Annotated in this window: 28 protein-coding genes, 1 pseudogene and 1 riboswitch; of the genes and pseudogenes, 7 read left to right on the top strand and 22 right to left on the bottom strand. The window is 72.8% G+C overall.

The window, feature by feature from the left end; genetic code table 11:
• Nucleotides 1-3 precede the first annotated feature (3 nt).
• The 7 genes and pseudogenes from AC0OLQ_RS02910 to mqnC all read right to left on the bottom strand — a co-directional run bounded on the left by AC0OLQ_RS02910 (nucleotide 4) and on the right by mqnC (nucleotide 5,296).
• Entirely contained in the window at nucleotides 4-681 is a 678-nt protein-coding gene (locus tag AC0OLQ_RS02910; protein WP_357332497.1) for a NuoB/complex I 20 kDa subunit family protein, read from the bottom strand.
• A gap of 14 nt (nucleotides 682-695) precedes the next feature.
• Nucleotides 696-1,061, bottom strand: coding sequence for an NADH-quinone oxidoreductase subunit A (locus AC0OLQ_RS02905; protein WP_355638086.1), 366 nt, complete (start codon nucleotides 1,059-1,061; stop codon nucleotides 696-698).
• A 132-nt stretch (nucleotides 1,062-1,193) separates the two neighbouring features.
• Nucleotides 1,194-2,468: a geranylgeranyl reductase family protein gene (locus AC0OLQ_RS02900; RefSeq protein WP_484530085.1), complete on the bottom strand. Its 1,275-nt coding sequence runs from the start codon at nucleotides 2,466-2,468 to the stop codon at nucleotides 1,194-1,196.
• Between the two features lie 125 nt (nucleotides 2,469-2,593).
• Nucleotides 2,594-2,812: a hypothetical protein gene (locus tag AC0OLQ_RS02895; RefSeq protein ID WP_357332492.1), complete on the bottom strand. Its 219-nt coding sequence runs from the start codon at nucleotides 2,810-2,812 to the stop codon at nucleotides 2,594-2,596.
• Nucleotides 2,813-2,885: 73 nt separating this feature from the next.
• Nucleotides 2,886-3,596, bottom strand: coding sequence for a demethylmenaquinone methyltransferase (locus tag AC0OLQ_RS02890; protein WP_357332490.1), 711 nt, complete (start codon nucleotides 3,594-3,596; stop codon nucleotides 2,886-2,888).
• Between the two features lie 94 nt (nucleotides 3,597-3,690).
• Nucleotides 3,691-3,840, bottom strand: a pseudogene (locus AC0OLQ_RS02885) (LPXTG cell wall anchor domain-containing protein); the annotation flags it as partial.
• A gap of 265 nt (nucleotides 3,841-4,105) precedes the next feature.
• Complete coding sequence (mqnC, locus tag AC0OLQ_RS02880; RefSeq protein ID WP_484530084.1) at nucleotides 4,106-5,296, bottom strand: cyclic dehypoxanthinyl futalosine synthase; 1,191 nt, start codon at nucleotides 5,294-5,296, stop codon at nucleotides 4,106-4,108.
• Between the two features lie 191 nt (nucleotides 5,297-5,487).
• Here mqnC and AC0OLQ_RS02875 point away from each other — a divergent pair, with 191 nt between their 5' ends.
• Complete coding sequence (locus AC0OLQ_RS02875) at nucleotides 5,488-6,165, top strand: LppU/SCO3897 family protein (protein ID WP_484530083.1); 678 nt, start codon at nucleotides 5,488-5,490, stop codon at nucleotides 6,163-6,165.
• Between the two features lie 63 nt (nucleotides 6,166-6,228).
• Here AC0OLQ_RS02875 and paaE read toward each other — a convergent pair whose 3' ends face one another.
• The 5 genes from paaE to paaA are packed head-to-tail and all read right to left on the bottom strand — an operon-like array spanning nucleotide 6,229 to nucleotide 9,875.
• On the bottom strand, nucleotides 6,229-7,338 hold the full coding sequence (gene paaE / locus AC0OLQ_RS02870; protein WP_484530082.1) for a 1,2-phenylacetyl-CoA epoxidase subunit PaaE: 1,110 nt from the start codon (nucleotides 7,336-7,338) through the stop codon (nucleotides 6,229-6,231).
• Entirely contained in the window at nucleotides 7,335-7,808 is a 474-nt protein-coding gene (gene paaD, locus AC0OLQ_RS02865) for a 1,2-phenylacetyl-CoA epoxidase subunit PaaD (protein WP_484530081.1), read from the bottom strand. The genes paaE and paaD overlap by 4 nt, the downstream gene beginning before the upstream one ends.
• On the bottom strand, nucleotides 7,808-8,533 hold the full coding sequence (gene paaC / locus AC0OLQ_RS02860; protein WP_484530080.1) for a 1,2-phenylacetyl-CoA epoxidase subunit PaaC: 726 nt from the start codon (nucleotides 8,531-8,533) through the stop codon (nucleotides 7,808-7,810). The genes paaD and paaC overlap by 1 nt, the downstream gene beginning before the upstream one ends.
• Entirely contained in the window at nucleotides 8,530-8,814 is a 285-nt protein-coding gene (gene paaB, locus AC0OLQ_RS02855) for a 1,2-phenylacetyl-CoA epoxidase subunit PaaB (protein ID WP_357332478.1), read from the bottom strand. The genes paaC and paaB overlap by 4 nt, the downstream gene beginning before the upstream one ends.
• Nucleotides 8,811-9,875 (bottom strand): 1,2-phenylacetyl-CoA epoxidase subunit PaaA, encoded by a 1,065-nt coding sequence (gene paaA / locus AC0OLQ_RS02850; RefSeq protein WP_484530079.1) that lies wholly within the window; start codon nucleotides 9,873-9,875, stop codon nucleotides 8,811-8,813. The genes paaB and paaA overlap by 4 nt, the downstream gene beginning before the upstream one ends.
• Before the next feature lie 372 nt (nucleotides 9,876-10,247).
• On the opposite strand from paaA, the gene AC0OLQ_RS02845 reads away from it, so the two are divergent.
• Both AC0OLQ_RS02845 and AC0OLQ_RS02840 read left to right on the top strand, forming a co-directional pair.
• On the top strand, nucleotides 10,248-11,213 hold the full coding sequence (locus tag AC0OLQ_RS02845; protein ID WP_357332474.1) for a hypothetical protein: 966 nt from the start codon (nucleotides 10,248-10,250) through the stop codon (nucleotides 11,211-11,213).
• Entirely contained in the window at nucleotides 11,213-12,148 is a 936-nt protein-coding gene (locus AC0OLQ_RS02840) for a serine hydrolase (protein ID WP_357332472.1), read from the top strand. Before AC0OLQ_RS02845 ends, AC0OLQ_RS02840 begins: the two co-directional genes overlap by 1 nt.
• A 73-nt stretch (nucleotides 12,149-12,221) precedes the next feature.
• Here AC0OLQ_RS02840 and AC0OLQ_RS02835 read toward each other — a convergent pair whose 3' ends face one another.
• From AC0OLQ_RS02835 to AC0OLQ_RS02825, 3 genes are read right to left on the bottom strand one after another with little or no spacing between them, the layout of a single operon-like run.
• Nucleotides 12,222-13,073 carry a menaquinone biosynthetic enzyme MqnA/MqnD family protein gene (locus AC0OLQ_RS02835; RefSeq protein ID WP_484530078.1) on the bottom strand — a complete coding sequence of 284 codons (852 nt, stop codon included), beginning with the start codon at nucleotides 13,071-13,073 and terminating at the stop codon, nucleotides 12,222-12,224.
• A gap of 33 nt (nucleotides 13,074-13,106) precedes the next feature.
• Nucleotides 13,107-14,384, bottom strand: a complete 1,278-nt coding sequence (locus tag AC0OLQ_RS02830; protein WP_484530077.1) for an MFS transporter — start codon at nucleotides 14,382-14,384, stop codon at nucleotides 13,107-13,109.
• A gap of 44 nt (nucleotides 14,385-14,428) precedes the next feature.
• Nucleotides 14,429-15,010 (bottom strand): ArsR/SmtB family transcription factor, encoded by a 582-nt coding sequence (locus tag AC0OLQ_RS02825; protein ID WP_484530076.1) that lies wholly within the window; start codon nucleotides 15,008-15,010, stop codon nucleotides 14,429-14,431.
• A gap of 225 nt (nucleotides 15,011-15,235) precedes the next feature.
• Here AC0OLQ_RS02825 and AC0OLQ_RS02820 point away from each other — a divergent pair, with 225 nt between their 5' ends.
• The gene (locus AC0OLQ_RS02820; protein WP_484530075.1) at nucleotides 15,236-17,275 is read left to right on the top strand and encodes a HelD family protein; all 2,040 of its coding nucleotides are present in this window, start codon (nucleotides 15,236-15,238) and stop codon (nucleotides 17,273-17,275) included.
• A 1-nt stretch (nucleotide 17,276) separates the two neighbouring features.
• Here AC0OLQ_RS02820 and AC0OLQ_RS02815 read toward each other — a convergent pair whose 3' ends face one another.
• The 4 genes from AC0OLQ_RS02815 to AC0OLQ_RS02800 are packed head-to-tail and all read right to left on the bottom strand — an operon-like array spanning nucleotide 17,277 to nucleotide 19,504.
• Nucleotides 17,277-17,879, bottom strand: a complete 603-nt coding sequence (locus AC0OLQ_RS02815; RefSeq protein ID WP_484530074.1) for a hypothetical protein — start codon at nucleotides 17,877-17,879, stop codon at nucleotides 17,277-17,279.
• A gap of 4 nt (nucleotides 17,880-17,883) precedes the next feature.
• Nucleotides 17,884-18,237 (bottom strand): YbaB/EbfC family nucleoid-associated protein, encoded by a 354-nt coding sequence (locus AC0OLQ_RS02810; protein WP_484530073.1) that lies wholly within the window; start codon nucleotides 18,235-18,237, stop codon nucleotides 17,884-17,886.
• 9 nt (nucleotides 18,238-18,246) lie between these two features.
• The gene (locus AC0OLQ_RS02805; protein WP_357332458.1) at nucleotides 18,247-19,173 is read right to left on the bottom strand and encodes a WXG100 family type VII secretion target; all 927 of its coding nucleotides are present in this window, start codon (nucleotides 19,171-19,173) and stop codon (nucleotides 18,247-18,249) included.
• A gap of 10 nt (nucleotides 19,174-19,183) precedes the next feature.
• Entirely contained in the window at nucleotides 19,184-19,504 is a 321-nt protein-coding gene (locus tag AC0OLQ_RS02800) for a type VII secretion target (RefSeq protein ID WP_357332456.1), read from the bottom strand.
• Between the two features lie 171 nt (nucleotides 19,505-19,675).
• Between AC0OLQ_RS02800 and AC0OLQ_RS02795 the strand changes: the two genes are divergently transcribed.
• The 3 genes from AC0OLQ_RS02795 (at nucleotide 19,676) to AC0OLQ_RS02785 (ending at nucleotide 22,163) form a co-directional block, all read left to right on the top strand.
• Nucleotides 19,676-20,563, top strand: a complete 888-nt coding sequence (locus AC0OLQ_RS02795; protein WP_484530072.1) for an ABC transporter ATP-binding protein — start codon at nucleotides 19,676-19,678, stop codon at nucleotides 20,561-20,563.
• Nucleotides 20,564-20,572: 9 nt separating this feature from the next.
• A complete protein-coding gene (locus tag AC0OLQ_RS02790) occupies nucleotides 20,573-21,310 on the top strand; it encodes an ABC transporter permease (protein WP_484530071.1) in 738 nt (245 codons plus the stop codon).
• A 94-nt stretch (nucleotides 21,311-21,404) separates the two neighbouring features.
• Complete coding sequence (locus AC0OLQ_RS02785; protein ID WP_484530070.1) at nucleotides 21,405-22,163, top strand: VOC family protein; 759 nt, start codon at nucleotides 21,405-21,407, stop codon at nucleotides 22,161-22,163.
• Between the two features lie 122 nt (nucleotides 22,164-22,285).
• On the opposite strand, the gene AC0OLQ_RS02780 is transcribed toward AC0OLQ_RS02785, so the two are convergent.
• From AC0OLQ_RS02780 to AC0OLQ_RS02770, 3 genes are all read right to left on the bottom strand, one after another.
• On the bottom strand, nucleotides 22,286-23,065 hold the full coding sequence (locus AC0OLQ_RS02780; RefSeq protein ID WP_484530069.1) for an ABC transporter ATP-binding protein: 780 nt from the start codon (nucleotides 23,063-23,065) through the stop codon (nucleotides 22,286-22,288).
• The gene (locus tag AC0OLQ_RS02775) at nucleotides 23,062-24,147 is read right to left on the bottom strand and encodes a FecCD family ABC transporter permease (RefSeq protein ID WP_357332879.1); all 1,086 of its coding nucleotides are present in this window, start codon (nucleotides 24,145-24,147) and stop codon (nucleotides 23,062-23,064) included. Before AC0OLQ_RS02775 ends, AC0OLQ_RS02780 begins: the two co-directional genes overlap by 4 nt.
• A 95-nt stretch (nucleotides 24,148-24,242) precedes the next feature.
• Nucleotides 24,243-25,181, bottom strand: a complete 939-nt coding sequence (locus AC0OLQ_RS02770) for an ABC transporter substrate-binding protein (protein WP_484530068.1) — start codon at nucleotides 25,179-25,181, stop codon at nucleotides 24,243-24,245.
• 112 nt (nucleotides 25,182-25,293) lie between these two features.
• A riboswitch (cobalamin riboswitch) is annotated at nucleotides 25,294-25,385 on the bottom strand.
• Nucleotides 25,386-25,420: the final 35 nt, after the last annotated feature.

Below are 25,420 nucleotides of genomic sequence, written 5' to 3'. Positions count from 1 at the left end.
CGCTCACTTAGGGCCCCCCTGCGACTGGAGGTGGTTCTGCGCCTTCATCCAGTTCTCGATCCGCAGCTGCTCCTCGCGCCCCTCGCGGACCGCCTTCGTCCACTCGGCGCGCCGGGCCTTGTCGTTGCGGTACGACGACGGCATCGAGCCGTAGGGCACGACGGGCACGTCACCGCGCTCCTTGCGGGCCTCCAGCATCTTGCGGCCGTTCGGGCCCAGCGGCTCGTACATGATCTTCTCGCGGAGCTTGAGCACCGCGTCGATGAGCATCTCGGGCCGGGGCGGGCAGCCCGGGAGGTACATGTCGACCGGCACGATGTGGTCGACGCCCTGCACGATGGCGTAGTTGTTGAACATGCCGCCGCTGCTGGCGCAGACGCCCATCGAGATGACCCAGCGGGGCTCGGCCATCTGGTCGTAGATCTGGCGCAGCACCGGGGCCATCTTCTGGCTCACCCGGCCGGCCACGATCATCAGGTCCGCCTGCCGCGGCGAGGCCCGGAAGACCTCCATGCCCCAGCGGCCCATGTCGTAGTGCGGACCACCGGCGGCCATCATCTCGATGGCACAGCAGGCCAGGCCGAAGGTGGCGCCCCAGACGGACGACTTCCGCGACCAGTTGACCAGCTTCTCCACGGAGGTGAGCAGGACGCCGGCCGGGAGCTTCTCCTCGATGCCCATCTGACCTACCTCCCTCAGTCCCAGTCCAGGCCGCCGCGCCGCCAGACGTAGGCGTAGGCGACGAAGACCGCGACGATGAACAGGACCATCTCCACGAAGCCGAAGATCGGCAGGGCGTCGAAGGAGACCGCCCAGGGGTAGAGGAAGATGATCTCGATGTCGAAGACGATGAAGAGCATCGCCGTCAGGTAGAACTTGACCGGGAACCGGCCGCCGCCGACCGGCTGCGGGCTCGGTTCGATGCCGCACTCGTACGCCTCGAGCTTGGCCTTGTTAAGACGCCGGGGGCCGGCGAATCGGGCGGCGGCCACGGAGAACAGCGCGAACCCCGCGGCGAGGGCGAACAGCCCGATGATCGGTGCGTAAGGAGAGAGCGTCATCGTTGTCTCCTGCTCGTCCTTCCCTGACCTCGGTGGTTAGCGAAAATCACACTATTCACGTCCCTCACGACCTCGTCGGCGGGGGTCGATCCTTGTCGGCCCCGGGGCGATGGCGCCCCGGTGGACGGTGGTCTACACGGCGGGGGCCACCCTCGTCATCGCGTTGATGACCCGGTCCATGGCGTCGCCGCCCCGGGTGTCGGTGAGGTTGGCCAGCAGCTTGAGCACGAAGCGCATCAGCATCGGGTGCGGCATGCCGTGCTTGGTGGCCATCCGCATCACCTCGGGCCGTCCGATGAGCTTCACGAAGATCCCGCCGAGCCGGTAGTAGCCCCCGAAGCGGGCCTTCAGCTCCTGCGGGTACGCCAGCAGCGCCCGCTCCCGCTCCGTGCCGGCCGGCCGGGCGAGCGCCTGCACCGCCACCTCGGCGGCCAGCTCGCCGGACTCCATCGCGTACGCGATGCCCTCGCCGTTGAACGGGTTGACCATGCCACCGGAGTCGCCCACCAGCAGGACCCCGCGGGTGTAGTGCGGGACCCGGTTGAAGCCCATCGGCAGCGCGGCGCCGAGGATCGGCCCCTCCGCGTTGGCCTCGTCGGTCATCCCCCAGTCCTCGGGGGTGTTGGCCAGCCAGTCGGTGAGCAGCCGCCGGTAGTTCGTCTTGCCGAACGCCGAGGAGGAGTTGAGCACGCCCAGGCCGACGTTCACCCGGCCGTCGCCGAGACCGAAGATCCAGCCGTAGCCGGGCAGCAGCGCGTCGTTGCCCTTGGCCCGCAGCTCCAGCCAGGACTCCAGGTAGTCGTCGTCGTGCTTGGCGGGCGAGCGGTAGTAGCGGCGGACGGCCACGCCGATCGGCCGGTCCTCGCGCTTGGCCAGCCCGAGGGCGAGCGGGAAGCGGCCGGAGACGCCGTCCGCGGCGACCACCAGCGGCGCGTGGAAGCTGGCCGGCTCCTTGTCCGGGCCGACCTCGGCCTGCACGCCGATCACCCGGTCGTCGGCGTCGAGCACCGGACCCAGCACGTTGACGCTGGTCCGCAGCTTCGCGCCGGCGGCGACCGCCCGCTGGGCGAGCAGGTCGTCGAAGTCGAGCCGGGTGCGGACCAGGCCGTAGTTCGGGAAGCTGGCCAGGTCGGGCCAGTCCAGTTCCAGGCGTACCCCGCCGCCGATCACCCGGAGGCCCTTGTTGTGCAGCCAGCCGGCCTCGGGCGAGGTGTCCACGCCCATCCGGATGAGCTGCCGCACGGCCCGGGGGGTGAGCCCGTCGCCGCAGACCTTCTCCCGGGGAAACTCGGTCTTCTCCAGCAGCAGCACGCGCACGCCGTGCCGCGCCAGGTGGTACGCAGTCGCCGATCCGCCGGGACCGGCGCCCACGACGATGACGTCGGCGTCGTTCTCCACCGCGGTCATCCGCGCCTCCTCCCGCATGCTCGTGAAATGCTTCACAAGCCGATCCGGTTGGAGTCTATGACCGGCGTTACACCTGTATGCGCTGAGGGGGGCCTAACTCGCGCAAGCGGGCCGGTGAGAGTCGGTCAGGAGCGTGCCGGGGTGGCCGGTCCCAGGCCGGCGTCGAGCCGGATCGCCTCGGGCAGGTGCTCGCGCAGCGCGCCGCCGGCCGCGCGGTCGAGCGCGGCCAGCACCTCGGCGACCACCTGACGGACATCCGCGGGATCCGCGCCGGCCAGTTCCCGGAGCTGCGCGATGAGCTCGGCGGCGTCGTCGTCGGTGGCCGTCTGGTCTCGTGCCGTCATGGGGGCGAGCCTACGGGACAAAGTAGACCTGAAACGGATATTCGCGAAAAGGCCGGTTTATACCGGCTCGGCCTCAGTTCCGGATCGCGCGGTGCAGCGCCACGACCCCGCCGGTCAGGTTGCGCCAGCCCACCCGGCCCCAGCCGGCCGCGCCGACCCGCGCCGCCAGCGCCGCCTGGTCCGGCCAGGCCCGGATCGACTCCGCCAGGTAGACGTAGGCGTCGGGGTTGCTCGACACCGCGCGGGCCACCGCCGGCAGGGACCGCATCAGGTACGACAGGTAGACCGTGCGGAACGCCGGGTTGACCGGGGTGCTGAACTCGCAGACCACCAGCCGGCCGCCCGGCCGGGTGACCCGGGCCAGCTCGCGCAGCGCCGCGTCGGTGTCGTTGACGTTGCGCAGCGCGAAGGAGATGGTCACCGCGTCGAAGCTGGCGTCGGCGAACGGCAGCCGCAGCGCGTCACCGGCCAGCAGCGGCACCCCCGGCCGGGTGCGCTTGCCGGCGTGCAGCATGCCGAGCGACAGGTCGGCGCCCACCGCGTACGCCCCGGAATGGGCCAGTTCCTCGGTCGAGACGCCGGTGCCGGCGCCCACGTCCAGCACCCGCTCGCCGGGGCGCAGCCCGAGCGCCTCCCGGGTGGCCCGCCGCCAGAACCGGTCCTGCCCGAAGGAGAGCACGGTGTTGGTCAGGTCGTAGCGGGCGGCCACGCCGTCGAACATCGCGGCGACCTCGTGCGGCTGCTTGTCCAGGCTGGCGCGCTGGCCCTGCGGGGTACGGCTCACCCCTCCACTCTGCCAGCCGACCCGCGCCCGACTCCTCCCGGGTACGCGAAGGGCGGGGTGGTCACCCACCCCGCCCCGGCACTGTCCATGTCGGTCAGTCCTCGGTCCGCTCGTCGGTCGGCGTGACGAGAACCACCTTCCGGCGGCGGGGGAGCACCAGCAGCGCCCCGCCGGCCAGCAGGATGGCCGCGCCGACCCCGGCGATCAGCCCCACCTGCACACCGGTCACCGGCAGTCCGCCGCCGGAGCGACGTCGGGGCGCGTCAGAACTTCGTCGATGAATTCCTCCGTCCGCAAGGGAACGCAGACAGCAGGGGCGGGATGGTGGACCCATCCCGCCCCTGCTGCTGTGCGTTATGTGAACGGCCCTCGCAGGCCGATGGAGGACGACCGCCAAGCGGACGTCGACAGACTAGCCGCCGGCGTCGCCGCGCGGGTCAAGGTCGCGCTGGTCGCCGCCGTCCTGTTATCTCGCCGGCCGGTGGACCCCTCGATCGGGGGAAACGGGGTCAGTTGACCTCGACCAGCGGGAGCGACTTCCCGGCCCCGCCGCCCGGCAAGGCGATCGAGGAGAAGTGCGAGACCACCCGGTCGTCGCTCGGGTCGTCGGCCGGGGTCCGGTGCACCGCGAGCCGGTTGTAGAGCGTGTCCCGCTGGGCCGGGATCCGGTCGGCGGTGCGGATCATCGAGATCAGCTCGTGCAGGTTCGAGCGGTGCCGGGCGCCGGCCGAGGAGATGACGTTCTCCTCGAGCATGATCGAGCCGAGGTCGTCCACCCCCATGTGCAGGGCGAGCTGACCGACGTCCTTGCCGGTGGTCAGCCAGGACGCCTGCAGGTGCGGCACCGTCTCGAAGAAGAGCCGGGCCACCGCGATCAGCCGCAGGTATTCCAGCGCGGTCGCCTGGGTGCGGCCCTTCAGGTGGTTGTTCTCCGGCTGGTACGTCCACGGGATGAACGCGCGGAAGCCGCCGGTGCGGTCCTGCACGTCGCGGATCATCCGCAGGTGCTCGATCCGCTCGGCGTGGGTCTCGCCGGTGCCCATCATCATCGTCGCGGTCGACTCCAGGCCCTGCCGGTGCGCCAGTTCCATGACCTCCAGCCAGCGCGCGCCCGACTCCTTGAGCGGCGCGATCGCCTGGCGGGGCCGGTCCGGCAGCATCTCGGCGCCGGCGCCGGCGATCGAGTCCAGCCCGGCGGCCTTGATCCGGGCGATCGCCTCGTCCAGGCTCACCCCGGAGACCTTGGCCATGTGCAGGATCTCGCTCGGGCCGATCGAGTGGATGGCGAGCTGCGGATACGCCTGCTTGACCGCGGAGAACAGCTCCTCGTAGTACTCCACGCCGTAGTCCGGGTGGTGGCCGCCCTGGAGCATGACCTGGGTGGCGCCCAGCTCGACCGCCTCGCCGCAGCGGCGCAGGATCTCCTCGGTCGGGTGGGTCCAGCCCTCCTTGTGCTTGGGGGCACGGTAGAAGGCGCAGAACTTGCACGCCGTCACGCAGACGTTCGTGTAGTTGATGTTGCGGTCGATCAGGTACGTGACGATGTTGTCCGGGTAGCGCCGCCGACGCACCGCGTCCGCCGCCTCGCCCAGCGCGTGGAAGGGCGCCTCGGTGTAGAGCAGCAGGGCCTCCTCGGGCGTGATCCGCCCGCCGTCCGCGCCGCGCTGCAGGATGTCGTCGATCTCCCGGCTCACCGTCACGTCCCCGAGGGTACGCCGGTGTGACGCCGAGGCCGTGAGGGGTGCTCCGCGATGTGACGCCTCGGCTCGGTTCATCCCCGGGCCGGCCGGCGCTCCGGCGGTCGTTGAGCCAGGCGATCAGTGGGACAGCGAAATGCGCTGATGCCGGCCTATCGTGCGGTGTTCTTCCAGACTTCGATCAAGGACAAGTCGTGACCGCACCCTTCGCACACCCACCGCAGGTCCCGCCCGCGCCGCAGCCAGCGGCCTGGCCCGGCACCGTCCTCACCTGCCGCTGCTGCGGCTCGATCCCCGCGATCAAGGCGACGCTGCACGGACATCAGGGCTTCCTCATCTTCATGCGGCTCCTCACCCAGCACGGTCCGTACTGCAGGTCGTGCGGCATCGCCGTCTGCCGGGAGATGAGCGCCAAGACACTCTGGCAGGGCTGGTGGGGCTTCCTCTCCATGATCATCACCCCGACGGTCCTGATCGGGAACCTCGTCACCCGCGTGCGGCTCAGCCGTCTCGCCGAGCCGGTGCCGGGCGCTCCCGGCACCCCCGCGACGCCGGGCAAGCCGGTGTTCCGGCGGACGGCGGCGTTCGGTCTCCTCATCCCCGTGGCGATCGCCTCCGTGATCGGCTGGTCGATCTCCAGTGACCCGTCCTACGCCGACGTCGGCGCGTGCGTCAGCGCCACCGGCACGGACTCGGACCCGGACGTCAACGTCGTGGACTGCGGCGACCCGGCGGCCACCTACGTCATCGTCGGCAAGGTCGAGGACACCACCGACGACGCGCAGTGCGATCGGTTCTCCGGCGCGGTCGCGGCCTACACGGAGCAGCGGGACTCGCAGAAGCTCCTGCTCTGCCTCGGCGCGAATCGCTGACGGCCACCCGGTCCGCTGCGTGCCGGTCCCGCTCCAGGCAGCGAGCGGCACGCAGCGGGCCGGTCAGGCGTCGTAGTCGACCGTGAGCTTGTCGGTGACCGGGCTGGACTGGCAGGTGAGCACGTATCCGGCGGCCACCTCGTCCGGCTCCAGGGCGTAGTTGCGGGCCATGGTCACCTCGCCGGAGACCACCTTGGCCCGGCAGGTCGAGCAGACCCCGCCCTTGCAGGCGTACGGCAGCTCGCCGCGGACCTTGAGCGCGGCGTCCAGCACCCGCTCGTCGCGGCCCATGGTGAAGCTCGACGAGCGCCCATCCAGCACGATCGTCACCTCGGCGCCGGTGCCGGGCTGGTCGGTCGGGCGGCGGACCGGCTCCGGCGGGGCGTCGACGTGGAACAGCTCGGTGTGCACCGCCGGCTCGGGCACGCTCCGGCCGGCCAGCACCGCCTTGGCGTCCACCACCATCCCGTACGGGCCGCAGAGGAACCACTCCTCGATCGCCTCGCCGGGGACGACGGTGTCGAGCAGCCGGGCCAGCCGGTCGGCGTCGATCCGCCCGGAGAGCAGCGCCGACTCGCCCATCTCCCGGGAGAGCACGTGCACCAGATGCAGCCGGGTCGGCCACCGGTCCTTCAGGTCGGCCAGCTCCTCGGCGAACATCACGGTGTTCGCGGTGCGGTTGCCGTACACCAGGGTGAAGGTGCTGGCCGGCTCGACGGCCAGCGCGGTCGCGACCAGCGAGAGCACCGGGGTGATGCCGGAGCCGGCGACCACCGCGCCGTAGCGGCGCACCCGGTCGGGGGCGAACGCGGAGGTGAAGTGCCCGAGCGGGGGCAGCACCTCCACGGTGTCGCCGCCGCGCAGCGCCCCGCAGGCGTACGCGGAGAAGGCGCCGCCGGGGACCTCCCGCACGCCGACCCGAAGCCGGCCGTGCCGGGCCAGCTCGTCCGGGGTGGAGCAGATCGAGTACGACCGTCGCACCTCCGCGCCGTCCGCCCCGACCCGCCGGACCGTGAGGTGCTGCCCGGCGGAGAACGCGAACGTCTCCCGCAGCTCCTCCGGTACGGCGAAGGTGATCGCCACGGCGTCGTCGGTGAGCCGGTCGACGGCGGCGACATTCAGCGGGTGGAAGACCGGCCGGCGACGGACCGGTCGGGTGATCGTGACAGTCACAGCGCCTTCAGGTGGTCGAAGGGTTCGGAGCAGGCGCGGCAGCGCCACAGGGCCTTGCACGCGGTGGAGCCGAACCGGCTGACCTGCTCGGTCTCCGGGGAGCCGCAGCGCGGGCAGCGGACGGCCAGGGTCAGCGGGACGACGCCGCCGCGCGCGGCGGGCGCGGGTGGGGCGATGCCGGCGGCGGCCAGCTTGGCGCGGCCGCGCTCCGAGATCCAGTCGGTGCTCCACGCCGGGGCGTACACCGTGCGGACCTCGGCGTCCGGGTGGCCGGCGGCGGCGAGCGCCCGGCGGATGTCCGCCCGGATCACGTCCATCGCCGGGCAGCCGGTGTAGGTGGGGGTGATGGTGACGACGACCCGGCCGGTGGCCGGGTCCTCGTCGACGGCCCGCAGGATGCCCAACTCGTCGATGGTGACCACCCGGATCTCCGGGTCCACCACCGCCGCCACGGCCGCCCTGGGGTCCATTACCACTTCGCTCCGGGATGGGCGCGGTGCAACACCTGCATCTCGGCCAGCAGGTAGGAGAGGTGCTCGGTGTGGACGCCGGCCCGGCCGCCGCCCGGGGCCCAGCCGTCGGCCGGCCGGGTCAGCGTCGCCTCGTCGAGCACCGCCGACACGACGGCGTCGAAGTCGGCCCGCAGGGTGGCCGGGTCGACCGGCGCCGCCGGGTCCGCGGTGAACAGCTCATGGGTGTACGGCCACACCTGGTCGACCGCGTCCTGCATGCGCCGGTGCGACTCGTCCGTGCCGTCGCCGAGCCGCTTCACCCAGAGCGAGGCGTGGTCCAGGTGGTACGCGGACTCCTTGCGCGCCTTCGCCCCGATCGCGGCCAGCCGCTCGTCGGCGCACCCGCTCAGCGCGGTGTAGAGCGGGAGCTGGTAGGCGGCCAGCAGGAACAGCTTCGCCATGGTCACGCCGAAGTCGCCGTTGGGCAGCTCGACCAGGAGGCAGTTGCGGAACTCCCGGTCGCCGCGTAGGTAGGCCAGCGCGTCCTCGTCCCGGCCGGCGCCCTCCAGCTCGACCGCGTACGTGAGCAGCAGGCGGGCCGCGCCGAGCTGGTCGAGGGCGATGTTGGCCAGCGCGACGTCCTCCTCCATCTCCGGCGCACGGGAGGTCCACTCGCCGAGCCGCTGCGCGGCGATCAGCGCGTCGTCGCCGAGGGCGAGGGCGAAATCGAACGGGCTGATCACAGGTGGGCCACCCCGTCCGGCACCTCGTAGAAGGTGGGGTGGCGGTAGACCTTGTCGGCGGCCGGGTCGAAGAAGGCGTCCTTCTCGTCCGGGCTGGACGCGGTGATCGCGCTCGCCGGCACCACCCAGATCGAGACACCCTCCTGGCGCCGGGTGTAGAGGTCCCGGGCGTTGCGCAGGGCCAGCTCGGCGTCGGGGGCGTGCAGGCTGCCGACGTGGGTGTGCGACAAACCGCGCCGCGCCCGCACGAAGACCTCCCAGAGCGGGGACTGCTCGCTCACGCTGCCACCTTCTCCCTGCTGTTCCGCTTCGCCGCGTACGCCGCGGCGGCCTCCCGCACCCAGGCGCCCTCGGCGTGCGCCCGGCGCCGGTGCTCCATCCGCTGCCGGTTGCACGGCCCGTCGCCCTTGATCACCCGCATCAGCTCGTCGTAGTCGGGCTGGGTGTAGTCGTAGGCCTGCCGCTGCTCGTTCCAGCGCAGGTCCGGATCGGGGATGGTGAGACCGAGGATCTCCGCCTGCTGCACGCACATGTCGACGAAGCGCTGGCGCAGCTCGTCGTTGGAGAAGCGCTTGATCTTCCAGGCCATCGACTGCGCGCTGTGCGTCGAGTCTCCGTCCGGCGGCCCGAACATGGCCAGTGACGGGTACCACCAGCGGTCCACCGCGTCCTGGGCCATGGCCTTCTGCTCCGGGGTGCCGTGGGCCAGCGTGTGCAGGATCTCGTACCCCTGGCGCTGGTGGAACGACTCCTCCTTGCAGACCCGGATCATGGCGCGGGCGTAGGGGCCGTAGGAGCAGCGGCAGAGCGGCACCTGGTTGACGATCGCCGCGCCGTCCACCAGCCAGCCGATCGCGCCCACGTCCGCCCAGGTCAGGGTCGGGTAGTTGAAGATCGAGCTGTACTTCTGCCGGCCCTCGATCAGCAGCTCGACCAGCTCGTCGCGGCTGACCCCGAGCGTCTCCGCCGCGGCGTAGAGGTAGAGGCCGTGGCCGGCCTCGTCCTGCACCTTGGCCAGCAGGATCGCCTTGCGCTTGAGCGAGGGGGCCCGGCTGATCCAGTTCCCCTCCGGCTGCATGCCGATGATCTCGGAGTGCGCGTGCTGGGCGATCTGCCGGATCAGCGTCTTCCGGTACGCCTCCGGCATCCAGTCCCGCGGCTCGATCTTCTGGTCGGCGTCGATCACGTCCGCGAAGTACGCCGAGAGGTCCTCGTCGGGCGCCGGTCCGCCGCGCCGGGCGCGTGCCGCCGCCTCGCGCAGGGCCGCCTCCGCCGCCTCCACCTCGCCGAGCAGGCCGCCGCCCGGGCCGTCCTCGGGCGGGGCGAAGTCGTTGCCATACATGAGGCCAGTGTTACAGCTCGCGCCCGATGACACCAGAGGGTGTAACAGGTTTCCGAACCCACCTTCTGTCACCGCACGACCGCTTCCAGTGACAAGGCCCGGACTGCGCCAACCATGTGACCTCGGCCACCCGACAAAGATGAATCCCCCCAAGCTCTGCATATCGGCCTAATATCCCGCCTTCACGGCGAGTTGCCGGGCGCCGGGATCTGGCATCTGCCCTGTCCGGAAGTAGACTTCGCCCGGCACACCGATCGGCTGCCGACGATCGCCACCCGCTCCAGGCCATCTCCCCCGGCCTCGGCGATCAGGCCGAAACACATTCGGAAAGCGCCGGTCCCCCCGGCCAGACAATCTGGAGTTCACCCACTCATGCGACCTCGCGTGACCATGGTGCTCGCCATCGTGGCGGTCCTCCTCGGCGGCGGAATGCTGGTCCCCGCCGCGTACGCCAAGCTCTCCGGCGGCGACGGCGCCGGCGGTCTCGGCGGCATCGGCGGCGGTGTGGCGCAGGTCCCCGCGCCCGCACCCACCGCACCCCCCGAGCCCACGCTGGCCGCCGGCCCGGTCACGGTGAACTTCCAGGGCAAGTTCTTCTCCTGGGCGCTCATGGACCGGAAGACCGGGAAGATCAGCGGCGCGCCGAACATGAAGTCGACCAACTCGACCGAGTCGATGATCAAGGCGTGGATCGTCTCCGACTACCTACGCGAGCTCGACGGCAAGCCGCTCAGCGCGGCGCGGAAGAAGCAGGCCGTCACCGCCATCCGGGACAGCAACGACATCTCGGCCGAGGCGCTCTACAACGCCGGCGGACGCAAGGCGGTGCTGGACCGGCTGATCAAGATGTGCAAGCTGACCGACACCAGGATTGAACCCACCCGGGCCAAGTGGGCGTACACCCAGATGTCACCCCGCGACGCGGTGCGCATGGGCGACTGCATCGGCGACGGCACCGCCGCCGGGCCGAAGTGGACGAAGTGGGTGCTCAACGAGATGGCCAACGTGCGCGGCAGCGTCAACGACCAGAAGTCCGAGGCCGTCCAGGGCGGCCACTGGGGCATCGTCGACGGGCTGCCCGCCTCGATCAAGTCCCAGGGCCCGGTCAGCATCAAGAACGGCTTCACCATGCTCTGGGCCGACGGCCAGTGGCACGTCAACTGCCTCGCGGTGACCGACGACTGGACCCTGGCCGTGATGATGCGTTATCCCGGCGCCGGCAACACGAAGATCCCCTCGTACGGCGCGAAGGTCTGCGCCAGCGTGGCCACTCAGCTGGTCACCCCGCAGCCGGGCGCCGCCCTGAAGGTGCCGCAGCAGCCGGTCGGGAAGCTCTGATGGCGGGCAACCGCCGCCGGCCGGGCAGCGACCGAAGCCCGCTGCTCTACAGCGCCGTCGCCGTGATCCTGGTCGGCCTGGTGCTCGTCTCACTCCGATTCGTGCCCGGCTCGCCGCTGCGCCCGACGGCCGGCTCGCACCCGGTCGACACCGCCGCCGGCCGCTCCACGGGCACGCCCACCAACCGCGACGCGCGGCCCGAGCCGTCCCCGTCGCCCTCGCTGACGCCGCTGCCGTTCGAGGCGACGGACCTCGACGACCTGAACATCAAGGGCTGGTACGCCTGGAGCGTGCTGGACAAGCGGACCGGCAAGATCATCGGCTCGAAGAACATGGCCGAGACCAGCACCACCGCCTCGATGATCAAGTCCTGGATCGTCGCCGACTACCTGCGCCGCACGGCCGACGCCGGACAGACGCCGAGCGACTCGAAGCTGGACGACGCCACGCAGATCATCCGGGACAGCGACAACACCCGGGCCGAGCAGTTCTACAACAGCGTCGGCCGATCCGCCTCGATCAAGCGGCTGATCCAGATGTGCGACCTGACCGACAGCAAGGTCGCCAGCGACGGCGGCTGGAGCCGGACCGCCCTGTCCCCCCGGGACACCGCCCGGCTCGGGCTCTGCATCGACGACGGCCGCGCGGCCGGCCCGAAGTGGACCAAGTGGCTGCTGAACGAGATGCGGCTGGTCCGCGGCGCCGGTGACTTCGGCATCCGCAAGGCGTTCCCGGCCAACGTGCAGAAGACCATCGCCATCAAGAACGGCTGGATCGACCGGACCAGGGAGCAGGAGATGCACATCAACTGCCTGGCGATCGGCGACACCTGGACGATGGGTGTGATGGTCCGCTACCCGATCGGCATGGGTTACGACTACGGCATGAAGAACTGCGAGAAGATCACCGAGGCGCTGCTCCGCCCGGCGACCTGACCGCCGTTCCCAGCTCGCCGATGTGGCGGTGTCCCGACCCCGGGACGCCGCCACATCGCCGTTGTGGGACGCCTCAGCCCTGGAAGAACGCCGGACCGCCCGCGGGCAGCGGCGGGGCCTCGCCGATCGCCGCGGCGCGGCGGGCGAACTCCCGCAGGCCGGCCACCTGCCGCTCGCCGAGGGAGAAGTCGAGGGTACGGAAGTAGGTCGCCAGGGTCGCCGCGTCGAACGGTTCCCAGCGGGCCCCGGCCTCGGCCACCTGGTCCAGCTCGGCCAGGCACAGGTCACGCGAGCGCAGGAACGCCTCGTGCACCTCCTTGACCAGGCCGGGGTGGGCGGCGGCGAAGTCACGACGGACCGCCCAGACCGCGAAGACCATCGGCAGCCCGGTCCACTCGCGCCAGGCCTGCCCGAGGTCGGTCACGGCCAGACCCTTGCGGGGCGCCTCGTAGAGCGCGCGCAGCGCCACGTCGCCGATCACCACCCCGGCGTCGGCCTCCAGCAGCATCTGGGTCAGGTCCGGCGGGCAGCGGAAGTACTCCGGGCGGACCCCGTACCGCTCCGCGAGCAGGAGCTGGGCCAGCAGCACCCCGGTACGCGAGGTGGAGCCGAGCGCCACCCGGGCGCCGTCCAGCTCGTCCAGGGGCCGGGTGGACACCACGTTGACCGAGAGCACCGGGCCGTCGCTGCCGACCGCGAGGTCGGGCAGGAGCAGCAGCTCGTCGGCGTGGCGCAGGTACTCCACCTGGGAGATCGGGCCGATGTCCAGGTCACCGGCGACCAGCGCGGCGTTCAGCCGGTCCGGCGAGTCCTTGTGCAGGTCGACGTCGATCAGCGCGCCGGACCGCATCAGGCCCCAGTAGATCGGCAGGCAGTTGAGGAACTCGATGTGCCCCACGCGGGGGCGGGCGATGCGGTCGGCCATGACCCGACCGTATCGCCGCCGGACCGGGCCGGCTCAGCGGGAGGGGGTCGGAGTGGCGAACTCCGCACGCCGCTCCGGCTCGAACCCGGGGGCGGGCCGGGCGGTGCGCTCGCCGCGGACCGCCCGGCGCACCGGCCAGGCCGCCGCGACGACCACCAGCACGCCGGCCACCCCGCTGCCGGCGACCAGCGGCCGGGGCGCGGCCACCTCCAGCAGCAGGCCGCCGATCAGGTAGCCGGCCATCCCGGCGCCCTGCACCGCCGCGCCGAAGACCGCGTACGCCCGGCCCCGCGCCGCCTCGGGGACGCGCCGGGCCAGCAGCAGGTTGTTGAAGACGTTGTCGCCGCCGTTGCCCACCCCGCCGGCCAGCCAGATCGGCACGAGCAGCCAGGCGGTCGGCACCGCCGCCGAGGCCAGCACCGCCAGGCAGCAGCCACCGAGCAGGACCAGCCCCGCGCCGAGCAGCGCGCCGTCGTCGGTGAGCCGGCGGGCGAGCCGCGCGAACAGCCAGCCGCCGAGCACGATGCCGAGCGTCCAGGCACCGGTGACCAGTCCGTAGACCGTGGTGGTGCTGTGCAGGGTCTCCCGGATGAAGAAGACCTCGATGACGTTGATGGCGCCGACCGCGGCGACCACCGCGGCGAGGCTGCCCACCATCACCATCAGCAGCGGGTCGCGGCGCAGCAGCCAGGCGGGCGGCGGGGTGGCCGCGCCGGCGGCGGGCGCGGCCGACCGACGGCCGCCCCGGCGGGTACGGATGAGCAGCCCGGCCCCGACGAGCGCGAGGTAGCTGACGGCATCGACGAGCAGTGGCACCCGGGTGCCGAACTGGCCGACGAGCAGCCCGGCCAGCGCCGGCCCGGCGAGCGCGCCCAGGGTGCCGGCGGTCTGGTTCAGCGCGCCCGCCCGGGGCAGGTCGTCGGCCCGCACCATGGCCGGCACCAGCGCCGCGAGCACCGGCTGGGTGACCGCGAGCCCGGCCGCGAGCAGCGCGACCAGCACGATGACCCGGGCCGGATGCCCGGCGTACGCGAGCGCCAGGCAGATCGCGGCCTGACCGAGCCCGGCGGCGACCAGCAGCACCCGGCTGTCCACCCGGTCGGCGAGCCGGCCGGTCAGCGGGGCGAGCGCGACGAGCGGCAGCGTGGCGGCAAGCAGCAGCCCGGAGACGGCGAGCCCACCGGCCCCGGCCGACTGGAGCGCCAGGGTCAGCGCGCTCGCGGCGAGGAAGTCCCCGCAGCTGGAGACGCCGCGTGCGGCGGTGGCGAGCCAGACGTCGGACCAGCGCGACGAGTCGGATGCGAAGGACATATTTCGAAAATAATCCTTCACACCTGTTCGTTCAACCCCCCGGCTCAATCCAGGGGCAGAGCCCGGTACTGCACGGCGACGGCCCGTGCCCCCTCCGGCGGGTCGGCCCGCAGCCGCCGCCGGTACGGATCGAGCAGCCGCTGGATGGACTGGTTCAGCTCGGTCAACTCCTCCGCGCTGAGCAGCAGCAGGGTATCGCTGAACCAGGCCGCCGCGTACCACTCGGGCGGCTCGTCCGGAGCGCGGCGGATCCAGTCCCGGGCCCGCTGGCTGTCCCGGGCCAGGTGCGCGTCGACCAGGGCCAGCTCGGCGGCGCGGGCCTCGGAGTCCGCGTCCTGCCCGGACTCGATGTAGTAGGACGGGCTGAACGCCCGCCAGACCCGCTCCCGGGCGTCCCCCCGGCTCGGGGCCTCCTCGATCAGGCCGAACTTCGCCAGCTCCCGCAGGTGGTAGCTGGTCGCGCTCGGCGAGAGCCCGGCGATCTCGGCGCACTCGGTGGCGGTCGCACCGCCCTCCACCGTGCTGAGATGCTCCATGATCGCCATACGGGCCGGGTGGGCCAGGGCCCGCATCACCTGCGGGTCGCTGATCGTCACCCGGCGCTGCTCCGGCCGCGCCTCCGTCATGCCACCCATGATTCCGACCCGGCCGGGTCCCGCACCAGCACCCCCGGCACTCCGCTGGGCACATCGCGCCGGCCGGAAAACCGGTTGCCCGGCGACGGCGCCGGAGTAGGCTGTTCTGTCCCGCCTGACGGCCGTGGTGAGTAGCACCGCACAGGACGTCCCCGCGCCGACCCGAGGTCGGAAACGCGAGCGGCAGCGTTGTTCCCCGTGACGAGGAGTACGTGGATGACCCTGCACGCCCAAGAACAGACCCTGGACGCCGAACTCGTCGCCGAGCGCGCCCACCTGGACACCTCCCGGGCGGCGCTGCGCCGGATGCGGGAGCGCGCCGAGTCCCTCTTCGCCACCGGCGACACGGTGGCCGGCGACGCGTACACCGCCGAGCAGCTCGGCCGGCACATGGCCCGGCGGGTCAAGGAGCTGGCCGACGACCCGACCACCCCGCTCTTCTTCGGCCGGCTGGATTTCGGGCCCGGCGATCCCGAGCATGCCGGCCGCGACTACCACGTGGGGCGCCGGCACGTCACCGACGAGTTGGGCGAGCCGCTCGTGCTCGACTGGCGGGCCCCGGTCTCCCGGTCGTTCTACCGGGCCAGCGCCCGCGAGCCGCAGGGCGTCGCGGTCCGACGCCGGTTCGGGTTCAGCACCGGGGTGCTGACCAGCTTCGAGGACGAACGGCTGGACCGGGGCGAGGAGCTGGGCACGGCCAGCCGCATCCTCACCGCCGAGATCGAACGCCCCCGCGTCGGCCCGATGCGGGACATCGTCGCCACCATCCAGCCCGAGCAGGACGAGCTGGTCCGGGCCGACCTGGCCGACTCGATCTGCGTCCAGGGCGCGCCGGGCACCGGTAAGACGGCAGTCGGGCTGCACCGCGCCGCGTACCTGCTCTACCTGCACCGCGAGCGGCTGCGCCGGTCGGGCGTGCTGATCGTCGGGCCGAACCGGGCGTTCCTGTCGTACATCGCGGCGGTGCTGCCGGCGCTCGGCGAGGTCGAGGTCGAGCAGGCCACGGTGGAGGACCTGGTCGCCGGGGTGCCGGTCCGCGCGGTCGACGACCCCGCCGTGGCCGTCCTCAAGCACGACATCCGGCTGGCCGAGGTGCTGCGCCGCGCGGTCGACGCGCACATCGGCACGCCCACCGAGCCGATCATGGTCTCGGACGGCTCGTTCCGCTGGCGGATCGGCCTCGACCCGCTGCACCGGTTGGTCGAGGAGACCCGCCGCGAGGGCCTGCCGTACGCGACCGGCCGGGACCGGGTCCGGGCCCGCGTGGTGGGGCTGCTGCAACGCCAGGCGGAGGCCCGCCGGGCCGAGTCGCCCGGCGACGCCTGGCTGCGCCGGATGGCCAAGGCGAAGCCGGTCACCGAGTTCCTCGACGCGGTCTGGCCGGCGCTCACCCCCGACGGGCTGCTGCACCGGCTGCTGACCGACCCCGCGGCGCTCGCCGCCGCCGCCGACGGCCTGCTCACCGCCGAGGAGCAGGAGCTGTTCCGGTCCGGCAAGGTCGGGCGTACCCCGAAGGCGACCCGGTGGACCGCCGCGGACGCGGTGCTGATCGACGAGGCCGCCGGGCTGCTGGAACGGCCCGCCGGCTTCGGGCACGTGGTGGTCGACGAGGCGCAGGACCTGTCCCCGATGCAGTGCCGGGCCATCGCCCGGCGCAGCGAGCACGGCTCGATCACCCTCCTCGGCGACCTGGCCCAGGGCACCGCGCCCTGGGCGGCCACCGACTGGCGGGAGTCCCTGGCCCACCTGGGCAAGCCGGGCGCGGCGGTGGTGCCGCTGAGCGTCGGCTTCCGGGTGCCGGCCGCGGTGGTCGCGTTCGCCAACCGGCTGCTACCGGCACTCGCCGTCGACGTGCCCCCGGCGCAGTCGCTGCGCCGCGACGGGGCGCTCGACGTGCGTACCGTCGAGGACCTGACGGCGGCGGCGGTGGTCGAGGTGCGGGCGGCGCTGGCGCACGACGGCTCGGTCGGCGTGATCGCCGCGGACGACGCGGTGGACGGGCTCCGCGCGGCGCTCGCCGACGCGGGTGTCCAGACCGCGACCGCCGACGACGTGGAGACCGCGGCGCGGGTCACCGTGGTCCCGGCGACGCTGGTCAAGGGCCTGGAGTACGACCACGTGGTGGTCGTCGAGCCGGCCGCGATCGTGGCCGCCGAACCGCGCGGCCTGCACCGCCTCTACGTGGTGCTGACCCGGGCGGTGTCCCGGCTGGCCGTGCTGCACCGGGAGCCGCTGCCCGCGCCGCTCGCCGGCTGACTCAGGCGGCGAGCGCGGCGGCGACGTCCCGCAGCGGCCGGCCCGACTCGGCGATCGGCACGGTGAAGGCGAGCCAGGAACCGTCGGTGAAGTCGAGCCGCAGCCGCTTCGGGTTGAGCCGGTGCCAGCCCACCCGGGCCGACGCCACCTCCGCCCGCGACGCGGACCAGGCGATCCCGGTCTCCGCCACGGACCGCTCGTCGTCCTTCCGGCTGGACAGCAGCTTCATCGGCCCGCTCACACAGACCAGCAGCCGCCGGTCGGTGGCCACCAGCAGGATGTCCCGTGCCGCCAGGTCCGGCTTGGGCGGGTGCAGCGCGTGGCGCAGCCGGGAGGCGGCGGAGCCCGCGGCGCCGCGCCCGGCGATTCCCCACGCCACCCGGTCGACCAGCCGGTCGCCCCGCTCCCAGCTGATCAGCGGGGAGATCAGGTTGAGCAGCACCGCCCCGGCGCTCACCCCGCCGGTGGGCGCCTCGGGCTTCGCCGCATCGGGCGGCGGAGGTGGCGCCGCCCCCTGGGCCGCGTCGGCCTTCGCGTACGCCAGCACCTGCTCGCCCGGCTCGACCAGTTGGCCGATCCGATCGCGGTATCCGGTGGGGTCCATCGGCTCAGTATCGATCGTGGCCGTAGCCGTCGTCGCCGGCCCGCTCCGCCGCCGGCGCGTTGCCCATGACCTCGCCGACGATCTCCCGGACCCGGGCGGCGGCGGCCTCCTGCGCGCGGTTCGCCGCCGCGGTGAACTCCTCGGCCAGTGTGTAGGAGTCGAGCCGCATGGCCCGCGCGTTGATCTCGGTGGAGAGGATCCGGCCGTCGGCGGCCGCCGTGACCGTCACCAGGCCGGAGTCACTCACGCCCTCGGCGCTGCTCTGCTCCAGCTCGGCCATCCGCGCGCCGAGCTCGCGCTGCCACCCGTCCAGGTTGCGGGCCAGCGCCTCGATCCGGTCCAGGGCCGGGAAGGTCATGGCTGCCTCTCAGTTCACGATCGAGTCGAAGACGTTCTGCACGCCCTTGGTGTACGGCCCCAGGTCTTCCGAGTAAGTGCCGTCCACCAGGTAGTTGCGGTCCTTGTGGCCGTCGGAGACGTCGTGCAGGCCGACCCCGGTGTCGAGCAGGGCGCCGCCGATGCCGGGGATGTTCACCGGGGACGCCTGGTTGATGGCGAACTTGCCGGGGAACAGGATGGCGGCGCGTTGGATCTTGAACGCGAACGCCTCCTTGGTGTAGCCGGACTTGTTCCACGCCCGGTACGCCTTCTTGGCCTTGCGCAGCTCCATCACGACCTTGCGGTAGCGGGTGAGCAGCTCGGCGACCTTCTCCAGCTTGGTGACCAGCTTGGTGAGGATCTCCGCGAACCGGGCCACGATCTTGACCATGCGGCCGACCGTGGTGGCCAGCCGGGCCAGCACCCGCACCACCGTGGCGGCCAGGGTCACTCCGGCGCTGAGCACGGCGGCCACCGCCGCGATGATGACCTCGGTCAGGAACCAGAGCAGGAACTCCAGGATCAGCTCGACCAGCAGGTTGAACGCGTCGACCGCCGCGTTCGCCGCGTCGACCAGCACCTCCTTGGTGCCGTCCAGCCCCTTGGCCAGCTCCTCGATCGCCTCCTCGACGGACTCCATCGAGGCGTGGAACTTCTCCGCCGCGTCGCCGTCCCAGGCGCCGCGCAGCCGGGCCCGGTCGGCGACCTGGTCGCCGGCGATCTGCCGGACCGCCTCGCCGGTGTCGAGGGCGAGCTGGGCCGCCCGCATGAGGTCGTCGGGCTCGCCGGCGACCAGCTCCAGCAGCTGCTCGAACGGCCAGAGCACCGCGTTGGAGAGCGGCTTGAACGGGTCGGGCGTGCCCGACACGATCTGCTCGAAGTAGGTCTTGTTGCGCTGCAACGCCTCGGTGCTCATTAGGTCTCCCTCAGGCGCCCGGCGCGAACATGTCGGTGTTCGCCACGTCGGTCCCGGTGTAGGCGTCGGCGGTGTCGCTGATCCCCTCGGCGATGTCGGCCATCACCTCGGCGGCATCCTCCAGCCCCTGCAGGCAGGCCTCGAACTGCTCGGCGTACGCGGCGGCGAGGCTGAACGACGCCGGCATGATGCCGAAGGAGTGCCGGGGCACGTGCCCGTCGTGGAAGACCCGGCGCAGCTCGCGGAAGCGGCCGGCCCGGTCCCGGGACGCGGCGGCGAAGGCGGTCAGCGCCTCCGGCTGGACGTCCAGGTTCCTGCTCGGACTCGTCACGCGGACCCTCCCCAGTGTCCAGTCGACAATCACCCGTCGCCGGGCGTGGCCGGACAACGGGATTACCACAGTAGGCGATCGGCACCCGTTCGCGCGGGGCGGTGAGACTGGCGCCGGCACGGTAGACAGGGGCATATCCGTCCGGGACCGCGACCCCTGAGGAGCCTGACGATGATCCTGGCCCGCGCCGACCAGGTCAGCCGCCGCTACGGCGACGTGCTGGCCCTGGACCGGGTCGACCTGACCGTCCGTGCCGGGGAGCTGGTGGGCCTGCTCGGCCCGAACGGCGCCGGCAAGAGCACCCTGCTCAACCTGCTGGTCGGGCTGCGCCGCCCCACCGCCGGCCGGGTCGAGCTGCTCGGCGGCGACCCGCGCGACCCGGCGAGCCGGCGGCAGCTCGGGGTGACCCCGCAGGAGACCGGCCTGCCCGGCACGCTGCGGGTCGGCGAGGTGGTCGACTTCGTCGCCGCGCACTTCCCCGACCCGGTACCCCGGGGCGAGCTGCTCGACCGGTTCGGCCTCACCGACCAGGTGCGCCGGCAGACCGGCGGCCTCTCCGGCGGGCAGCGCCGCCGGCTGGCGGTGGCGCTCGCCTTCGTCGGCCGGCCCCGCCTGGTGGTCCTCGACGAGCCCACCACCGGGCTGGACGTGGAGGCCCGGCGGACTTTGTGGGAGGCCGTCCGGGGCTTCCACGCCGAGGGCGGCACGGTCCTGCTGAGCAGCCACTACCTGGAGGAGGTGGAGGCGCTGGCCCAGCGGGTGGTGGTGATCGGGCACGGGCGGGTGCTCGCCGACGACTCGGTGACGGCGATCCGCGGCATCGTCGGCGTACGCCGGGTCAGCCTGATGGCCGACGACCTGCCGCCGCTGCCCGGCGTGGTGGCCACCGAGCACACCGAGGGGCGCACCCACCTGCTCACCACGGACGCCGACCAGCTCGTCCGCGACCTGGTCGGCGCCGGCGTGGCGTTCCGCGACCTGGAGGTCCGGCCCACCTCGCTGGAGGAGGCGTTCCTCGCCCTCACCGCCGACGACCGGCCCGCACCCACCCCCGCCTAGGAGACCGCCGTGCCGCTCGCCCTGGTCCACGCCCGCTACCAGCTCCTGGAGATCGTCCGGATCCCGGTCGCGGTGGTCGGCAGCGCATTCTTCCCCGCCGCCGCCATGCTCTTCTTCGTGGTGCCGTTCGCCGGTGACGACGCCACCGGCGCCACCTACGCCACCGCCGCCATGGTCACCTTCGCGGTGATGAGCGCCAACATCTTCCAGTACGGCGTGGGCGTCGCCGAGGACCGCGACCAGCCCTGGAACCCGTACACCCGGACCCTGCCGGCCGGGCCGGCGCCGCGCCTGGCCGGGCGGATCCTGGCCGGGCTGGTGCTGACCTACCTGTCGATGATCCCGGTGGTGGTGATCGCCGCGGTCGCCACCGCGGCCCGGGTGACCCCGGCGCAGTTCCTGCTCGGCCTCGCCGGCGTCGCGGTGATCTCCGTGCCGTTCACCCTGCTCGGCATGACGATCGGCTACTCGCTGCCGAGCAAGGCGGCCATCGTGGTGGCCCAGGTGGTGTTCTTCCCGCTGGCCTTCGGCGGCGGCCTGCTCTCCGGCCCGGACGACGCGCCCGGCTTCATCCAGGCGATCGCCCCCTACCTGCCCACCCGGGGCGCGGTCGAGCTGATGTGGGCCGCCGTCACCGACTGGCGGCCCGACCCCCGGGCCATGGTGATGCTGGTCGTCTGGGTGGTGGCGGTCGCGGCGGTCGCCGGATGGGCGTACCGGCGGGACGAGGGACGCCGGTTCACCTGACCTTTTGTCCGAATCCGGCCCGGCGGCCGTTGCGGCGGTGCCACGATGCCGGCAGGGCGTGCCAGTGGGGCCGCCCCCGGCGAGAGGGGTCAGCGTGGACGGCGTGGAGCCCGGCACGCCCTGCTGGACCGACCTGGCCACCCCCGGTCTGGACGACGCGAAGCGGTTCTACCCGGAGCTGTTCGGCTGGACCGGCCGGGTGTCCGCCGAGCCGACCGCCGGCGGCTACACCACCTTCCTGAAGGACGGCCGGGCCGTGGCCGGGGCCGGCCCGCCGGCCGCCCCGGAGCAGGTGCCGGTCTGGTCGATGTACGTGGCGACCGACGACGCGGACCTGGTCGCCACCCGGGTGCACGCGGCTGGCGGACAGGTGGTGGTCTCCCCGTTCGACGTCTTCGAGCAGGGCCGGATGGCGGTCCTGTCCGATCCGGCGGGCGCGGTCTTCAGCGTCTGGCAGCCGATGGCGATGCGCGGGGCGGAGTTGTTCAACGCCCCCGGCTCGATGTGCTGGAACGAGCTGGTCACCCCCGACCCCGAGGGGGCGAAGGACTTCTACGCGCTGGTCTTCGGCTGGCACCCCGAGGAGCAGGCGACCGGCCCGGTCCCCTACACGGGGTGGCGATGCGGCGCCCGGATCGTCGCGGGCATGATGCCGCAGCTGGAGCCGCTGCCCGAGGACCTGCCGGCGTACTGGACGGTCTACTTCGCGGTCGAGGACGCCGACGCCACCGCGGCCCGGGCCGCCGAGTTGGGCGGCACCATCCTCGTCCCGCCCCGGGACAATCCGGCCGGCCGCAGCGCCGCGCTCCGCGACCCCCAGGGCGCCCTCTTCTCCATAACCGCCCTCCGCTGACCCCCCTTTCGCCGCGATCTTGCAGTTGCGGCCCTCGTGAAGCGGCATACGCCTATTTCGTCGGGGCAGGAAGTGCAAGATCGCCGGGGGGGCAGGGGCGGCGGGTGGGGGCGGGGATCCGGTCAGCGGGGGCGGACGGGGACGACCAGGGGGCCGTGGTCGCCCTCGATCACGCGGACGTGGGCGCGGTAGTGCGTCGCCAGGAGGTCCTCGGTGAGCACCTGCCGGGGTGGACCGGCGGCGGCGACCCGGCCCTCGGCGAGCAGGACCAGGCGGTCGGCGTACTCGCCGGCGATGGAGAGGTCGTGCATGGTGGCGAGCACGGTGAGGTCGTGTTCGCGGCGGAGCTGGTCGACCAGCTCCAGCACCTCCTGCTGGTGGCCGATGTCCAGGGCGCTGGTCGGCTCGTCGAGCAGCAGCAGGGTGGCACCCTGGGCCAGTGCCCGGGCCAGGAAGACCCGCTGCCGCTCGCCGCCGGAGAGGGTGGCCAGTTCGCGGTGCCCGAAGGCGCCGAGGTCGAGCCGGTCCAGCACCTCGTGCACGGCGGCCAGGTCGGCGGCCGACTCCCGGCCCAGCGCCGGGATGTACGGGGTGCGCCCCAGCAGCACGTAGTCGAAGACCGACATGCCGGCCGGCACCACCGGGGACTGCGCCACGGTGGCCACGACCCGGGCCCGGTCGCGGCGGCGGAGGGAGCTGATCGGCGTACCGAAGAGGGAGACCGCGCCCGGCGCGGGCAGCAGGCCGCCGACGGCGCGCAACAGGGTCGACTTGCCGGCGCCGTTCGGGCCGATCACGGTGACCCACTCGCCCACCGCGACCGCCAGGTCCACGCCGGCCAGGATCGGCGTGCCGCCGAGCTCGACCCGGAGGCCGCGCAGCTCCACGGCGGGCGCGCTCATGTCAGCACCCGGCGGGCGGTGCGCAGGACCAGCACGAAGAACGGGCCGCCGAGCAGCGCGGTGACCACGCCGATCGGGATCTCGGCGGGAGCGGCGGCGGTCCGGGCGACCACGTCGGTGAGCGCCAGGAACGCCCCGCCGAAGAGCATCGACAGCGGCAGGATCACCCGGTAGCTCGACCCGGCGAGCAGCCGTACGGTGTGCGGCACGATGATGCCGACGAAGCCGATCAGGCCGGAGGCGGAGACCGCGGCGGCGGTGCCCAGCGAGGCGGCGGCGATCAGCAGGTAGCGGGAGCGCTGCGGGTGCAGGCCGAGGCTGGTGGCCTCGTCGTCGCCGACGGAGAGCACGTCCAGCTCGCGCCGGTGCAGCAGCACCACCACGGCGGTGAGCGCGAAGTAGGGCAGGACCAGCCGGACGTCGTGCCAGCCGGCGGTGGCCAGCCGCCCGAGCAGCCAGGAGTAGACCTGCTGGATGCTGTCGGAGTTGCGTTGCAGCAGGTAGGTCTGCCCGGCGGCGAGGAAGGCCGAGACCGCCACCCCGGCCAGGATCAGGGTGGCCGGTGACCGGTCCCGCCCGCCGGCCGCGCCGAGCAGGTACGTCATGACGACCGCGCCGAGCGAGCCGACGAACGCGGCGAGGGGGATGGTGAGCGGCATCCCGCTCAGCGCCCCGCCGGCCCCGGCGCCGAGCGCGATCACCGCGGTCACCGCCAGCCCGGCCCCGGCCGCCACCCCCAGCAGGTACGGGTCGGCCAGCGGGTTGCGGAAGACGCCCTGGTAGCAGCCACCGGCCAGGGCGAGCAGGGCGCCGACGAGCAGGCCGAGCACGACCCGGGGCAGCCGCAGCTCGGTGACGATGGCGACCTCCCGCTCGGTGAGCCCGCTGTCGAGGTGCACCCCGGGCAGCAGGTTGAGCAGCTCGGCGGCGACGCTGCCCGGGGGCAGGCTGACCGGGCCGAGCGAGACGCCGGCCACCAGAGCCACGAGCACCGCGCCGATACCGGCGAGCAACCAGCGGGTACGCAGCCCGGCCGGCCGGACCGTCGCACCCGGTCCGGCCGGCGACCGCTTCTCGACCATCCTGGGCCCGGGCGCGCGGGGCACGCCGACCGGCCGGGACGCGTCGGGCGTCCCGGCCGGCCGGTGAGCGTTGTCCACTGGTCCCACGGTCAGGGTCAGGCCGGGACCTTGGCGGTGGCGTCCACGATCGCCTTGAGCAGGTCGACCACGCGGGGGCCCCAACGCGAGGCGATGTCGTCGTCCAGGGCGACGATCTGGTTGTTCTTCACGGCGGTGACGCCGGCCCAGCCGCTGCGCGCCTTGACGGTCTCCGCGGTCTGCTTGCAGCACTTGGTGTCGGCCAGGAAGACGAAGTCGGGGTTCGCCTTGATGATGACCTCCTGGGAGAGCTGCGGGTAGCCGCCGTTCTTCCCGTCGGCGTCCGCCGGGTCGGCGATGTTCTCCAGGCCGGCGAGCGCGTAGATCGAGCCGATGAAGGTCTTGCTGGTCGCGCTGTACAGCTCCGGGCCGAGCTCGTGGTAGTAGGTGAGCTTCTTCGCCCGCTGCGGCAGGTCCTTGGTGAGCGCCGCGATGTCGTCCTTCATCTTCCTGGTGACGGTGTCCGCCTCGGCCGGGTGGCCGGTGAGCCTGCCGAGGTCGGTGATCTGCTGGTACGTGTCGTCGAGGGTGGTCGCCGCGGGGGTGAGCAGCACCGGGATCTTCAGCGTGGTGAGCTGGTCGACGATCTTGTTGGTGTCGTTGGAGAGCACCACCAGGTCGGGGCTCTTGCCGGCGATCGCCTCGGCGTTCGGCTGGAAGCCGGAGAGGTCGCTCTTCGGCGCCTCCGGCGGGTAGTTCGAGTTGTCGTCGACGGCGGTGACCTGCTTACCGGCGCCGATGGCGAAAAGCATCTCGGTCGCCGACGGCGACAGCGAGACGATCTTCTCGGGGCGCTTGTCCAGGGTCAGCTTGCCGACGGTGACCGGGAAGGCGGCGGCCGCCGAGCTGCCACCGGCCGCGGGGGTGTCGTTCGAGGTCTTCTCGGCACAGCCGCCGAGGAGCAGCGCGCCGACCGCGAGGGCGGCGGCGAAGAGCCGGGGGGTACGTCTGGACATCGGTCCTCCTGTCGGTCGAGGCGTGGTGCTTCGCCGACAGGGACCGCCTGGGCGGACCGTCCGCGAGGCGCCCTTCCTCGAGAGCGCTGTATCGCGACCGTGCCGCAGGCGACCTGGCTCGTCCCCACAGTTGTCGCGCCGGCCGAGGGCCGACGCCGCGTGCGGGGCATCACAGTTGCGGGACAGCGCCGGTTTCGCACCGGCTTCGCTGCGGGGTGGTCGGTGCCACCGTAGCGCAT

It is taken from the genome of Micromonospora sp. Utrum1 (assembly GCF_057197805.1).
This window is presented reverse-complemented; position numbering and strand designations above follow the sequence as displayed.

What these genes read in the sequence shown, in the direction of transcription:
- AC0OLQ_RS02840 (WP_357332472.1), top strand. Translation starts at nt 11,213, where the DNA reads ATGGCGGGCAACCGCCGCCGGCCGGGCAGCGACCGAAGCCCGCTGCTC.
- paaA (WP_484530079.1), bottom strand. Translation starts at nt 9,875, where the DNA reads ATGTATGGCAACGACTTCGCCCCGCCCGAGGACGGCCCGGGCGGCGGC.
- AC0OLQ_RS02815 (WP_484530074.1), bottom strand. Translation starts at nt 17,879, where the DNA reads ATGGACCCCACCGGATACCGCGATCGGATCGGCCAACTGGTCGAGCCG.
- AC0OLQ_RS02900 (WP_484530085.1), bottom strand. Translation starts at nt 2,468, where the DNA reads ATGACCGCGGTGGAGAACGACGCCGACGTCATCGTCGTGGGCGCCGGT.
- AC0OLQ_RS02895 (WP_357332492.1), bottom strand. Translation starts at nt 2,812, where the DNA reads ATGACGGCACGAGACCAGACGGCCACCGACGACGACGCCGCCGAGCTC.
- AC0OLQ_RS02905 (WP_355638086.1), bottom strand. Translation starts at nt 1,061, where the DNA reads ATGACGCTCTCTCCTTACGCACCGATCATCGGGCTGTTCGCCCTCGCC.
- AC0OLQ_RS02910 (WP_357332497.1), bottom strand. Translation starts at nt 681, where the DNA reads ATGGGCATCGAGGAGAAGCTCCCGGCCGGCGTCCTGCTCACCTCCGTG.
- AC0OLQ_RS02825 (WP_484530076.1), bottom strand. Translation starts at nt 15,010, where the DNA reads ATGACGGAGGCGCGGCCGGAGCAGCGCCGGGTGACGATCAGCGACCCG.
- AC0OLQ_RS02830 (WP_484530077.1), bottom strand. Translation starts at nt 14,384, where the DNA reads ATGTCCTTCGCATCCGACTCGTCGCGCTGGTCCGACGTCTGGCTCGCC.
- AC0OLQ_RS02780 (WP_484530069.1), bottom strand. Translation starts at nt 23,065, where the DNA reads ATGAGCGCGCCCGCCGTGGAGCTGCGCGGCCTCCGGGTCGAGCTCGGC.
- AC0OLQ_RS02805 (WP_357332458.1), bottom strand. Translation starts at nt 19,173, where the DNA reads ATGAGCACCGAGGCGTTGCAGCGCAACAAGACCTACTTCGAGCAGATC.
- AC0OLQ_RS02775 (WP_357332879.1), bottom strand. Translation starts at nt 24,147, where the DNA reads ATGGTCGAGAAGCGGTCGCCGGCCGGACCGGGTGCGACGGTCCGGCCG.
- AC0OLQ_RS02795 (WP_484530072.1), top strand. Translation starts at nt 19,676, where the DNA reads ATGATCCTGGCCCGCGCCGACCAGGTCAGCCGCCGCTACGGCGACGTG.
- AC0OLQ_RS02810 (WP_484530073.1), bottom strand. Translation starts at nt 18,237, where the DNA reads ATGACCTTCCCGGCCCTGGACCGGATCGAGGCGCTGGCCCGCAACCTG.
- AC0OLQ_RS02845 (WP_357332474.1), top strand. Translation starts at nt 10,248, where the DNA reads ATGCGACCTCGCGTGACCATGGTGCTCGCCATCGTGGCGGTCCTCCTC.
- AC0OLQ_RS02835 (WP_484530078.1), bottom strand. Translation starts at nt 13,073, where the DNA reads ATGGCCGACCGCATCGCCCGCCCCCGCGTGGGGCACATCGAGTTCCTC.
- AC0OLQ_RS02820 (WP_484530075.1), top strand. Translation starts at nt 15,236, where the DNA reads ATGACCCTGCACGCCCAAGAACAGACCCTGGACGCCGAACTCGTCGCC.
- paaD (WP_484530081.1), bottom strand. Translation starts at nt 7,808, where the DNA reads ATGGACCCCAGGGCGGCCGTGGCGGCGGTGGTGGACCCGGAGATCCGG.
- AC0OLQ_RS02770 (WP_484530068.1), bottom strand. Translation starts at nt 25,181, where the DNA reads ATGTCCAGACGTACCCCCCGGCTCTTCGCCGCCGCCCTCGCGGTCGGC.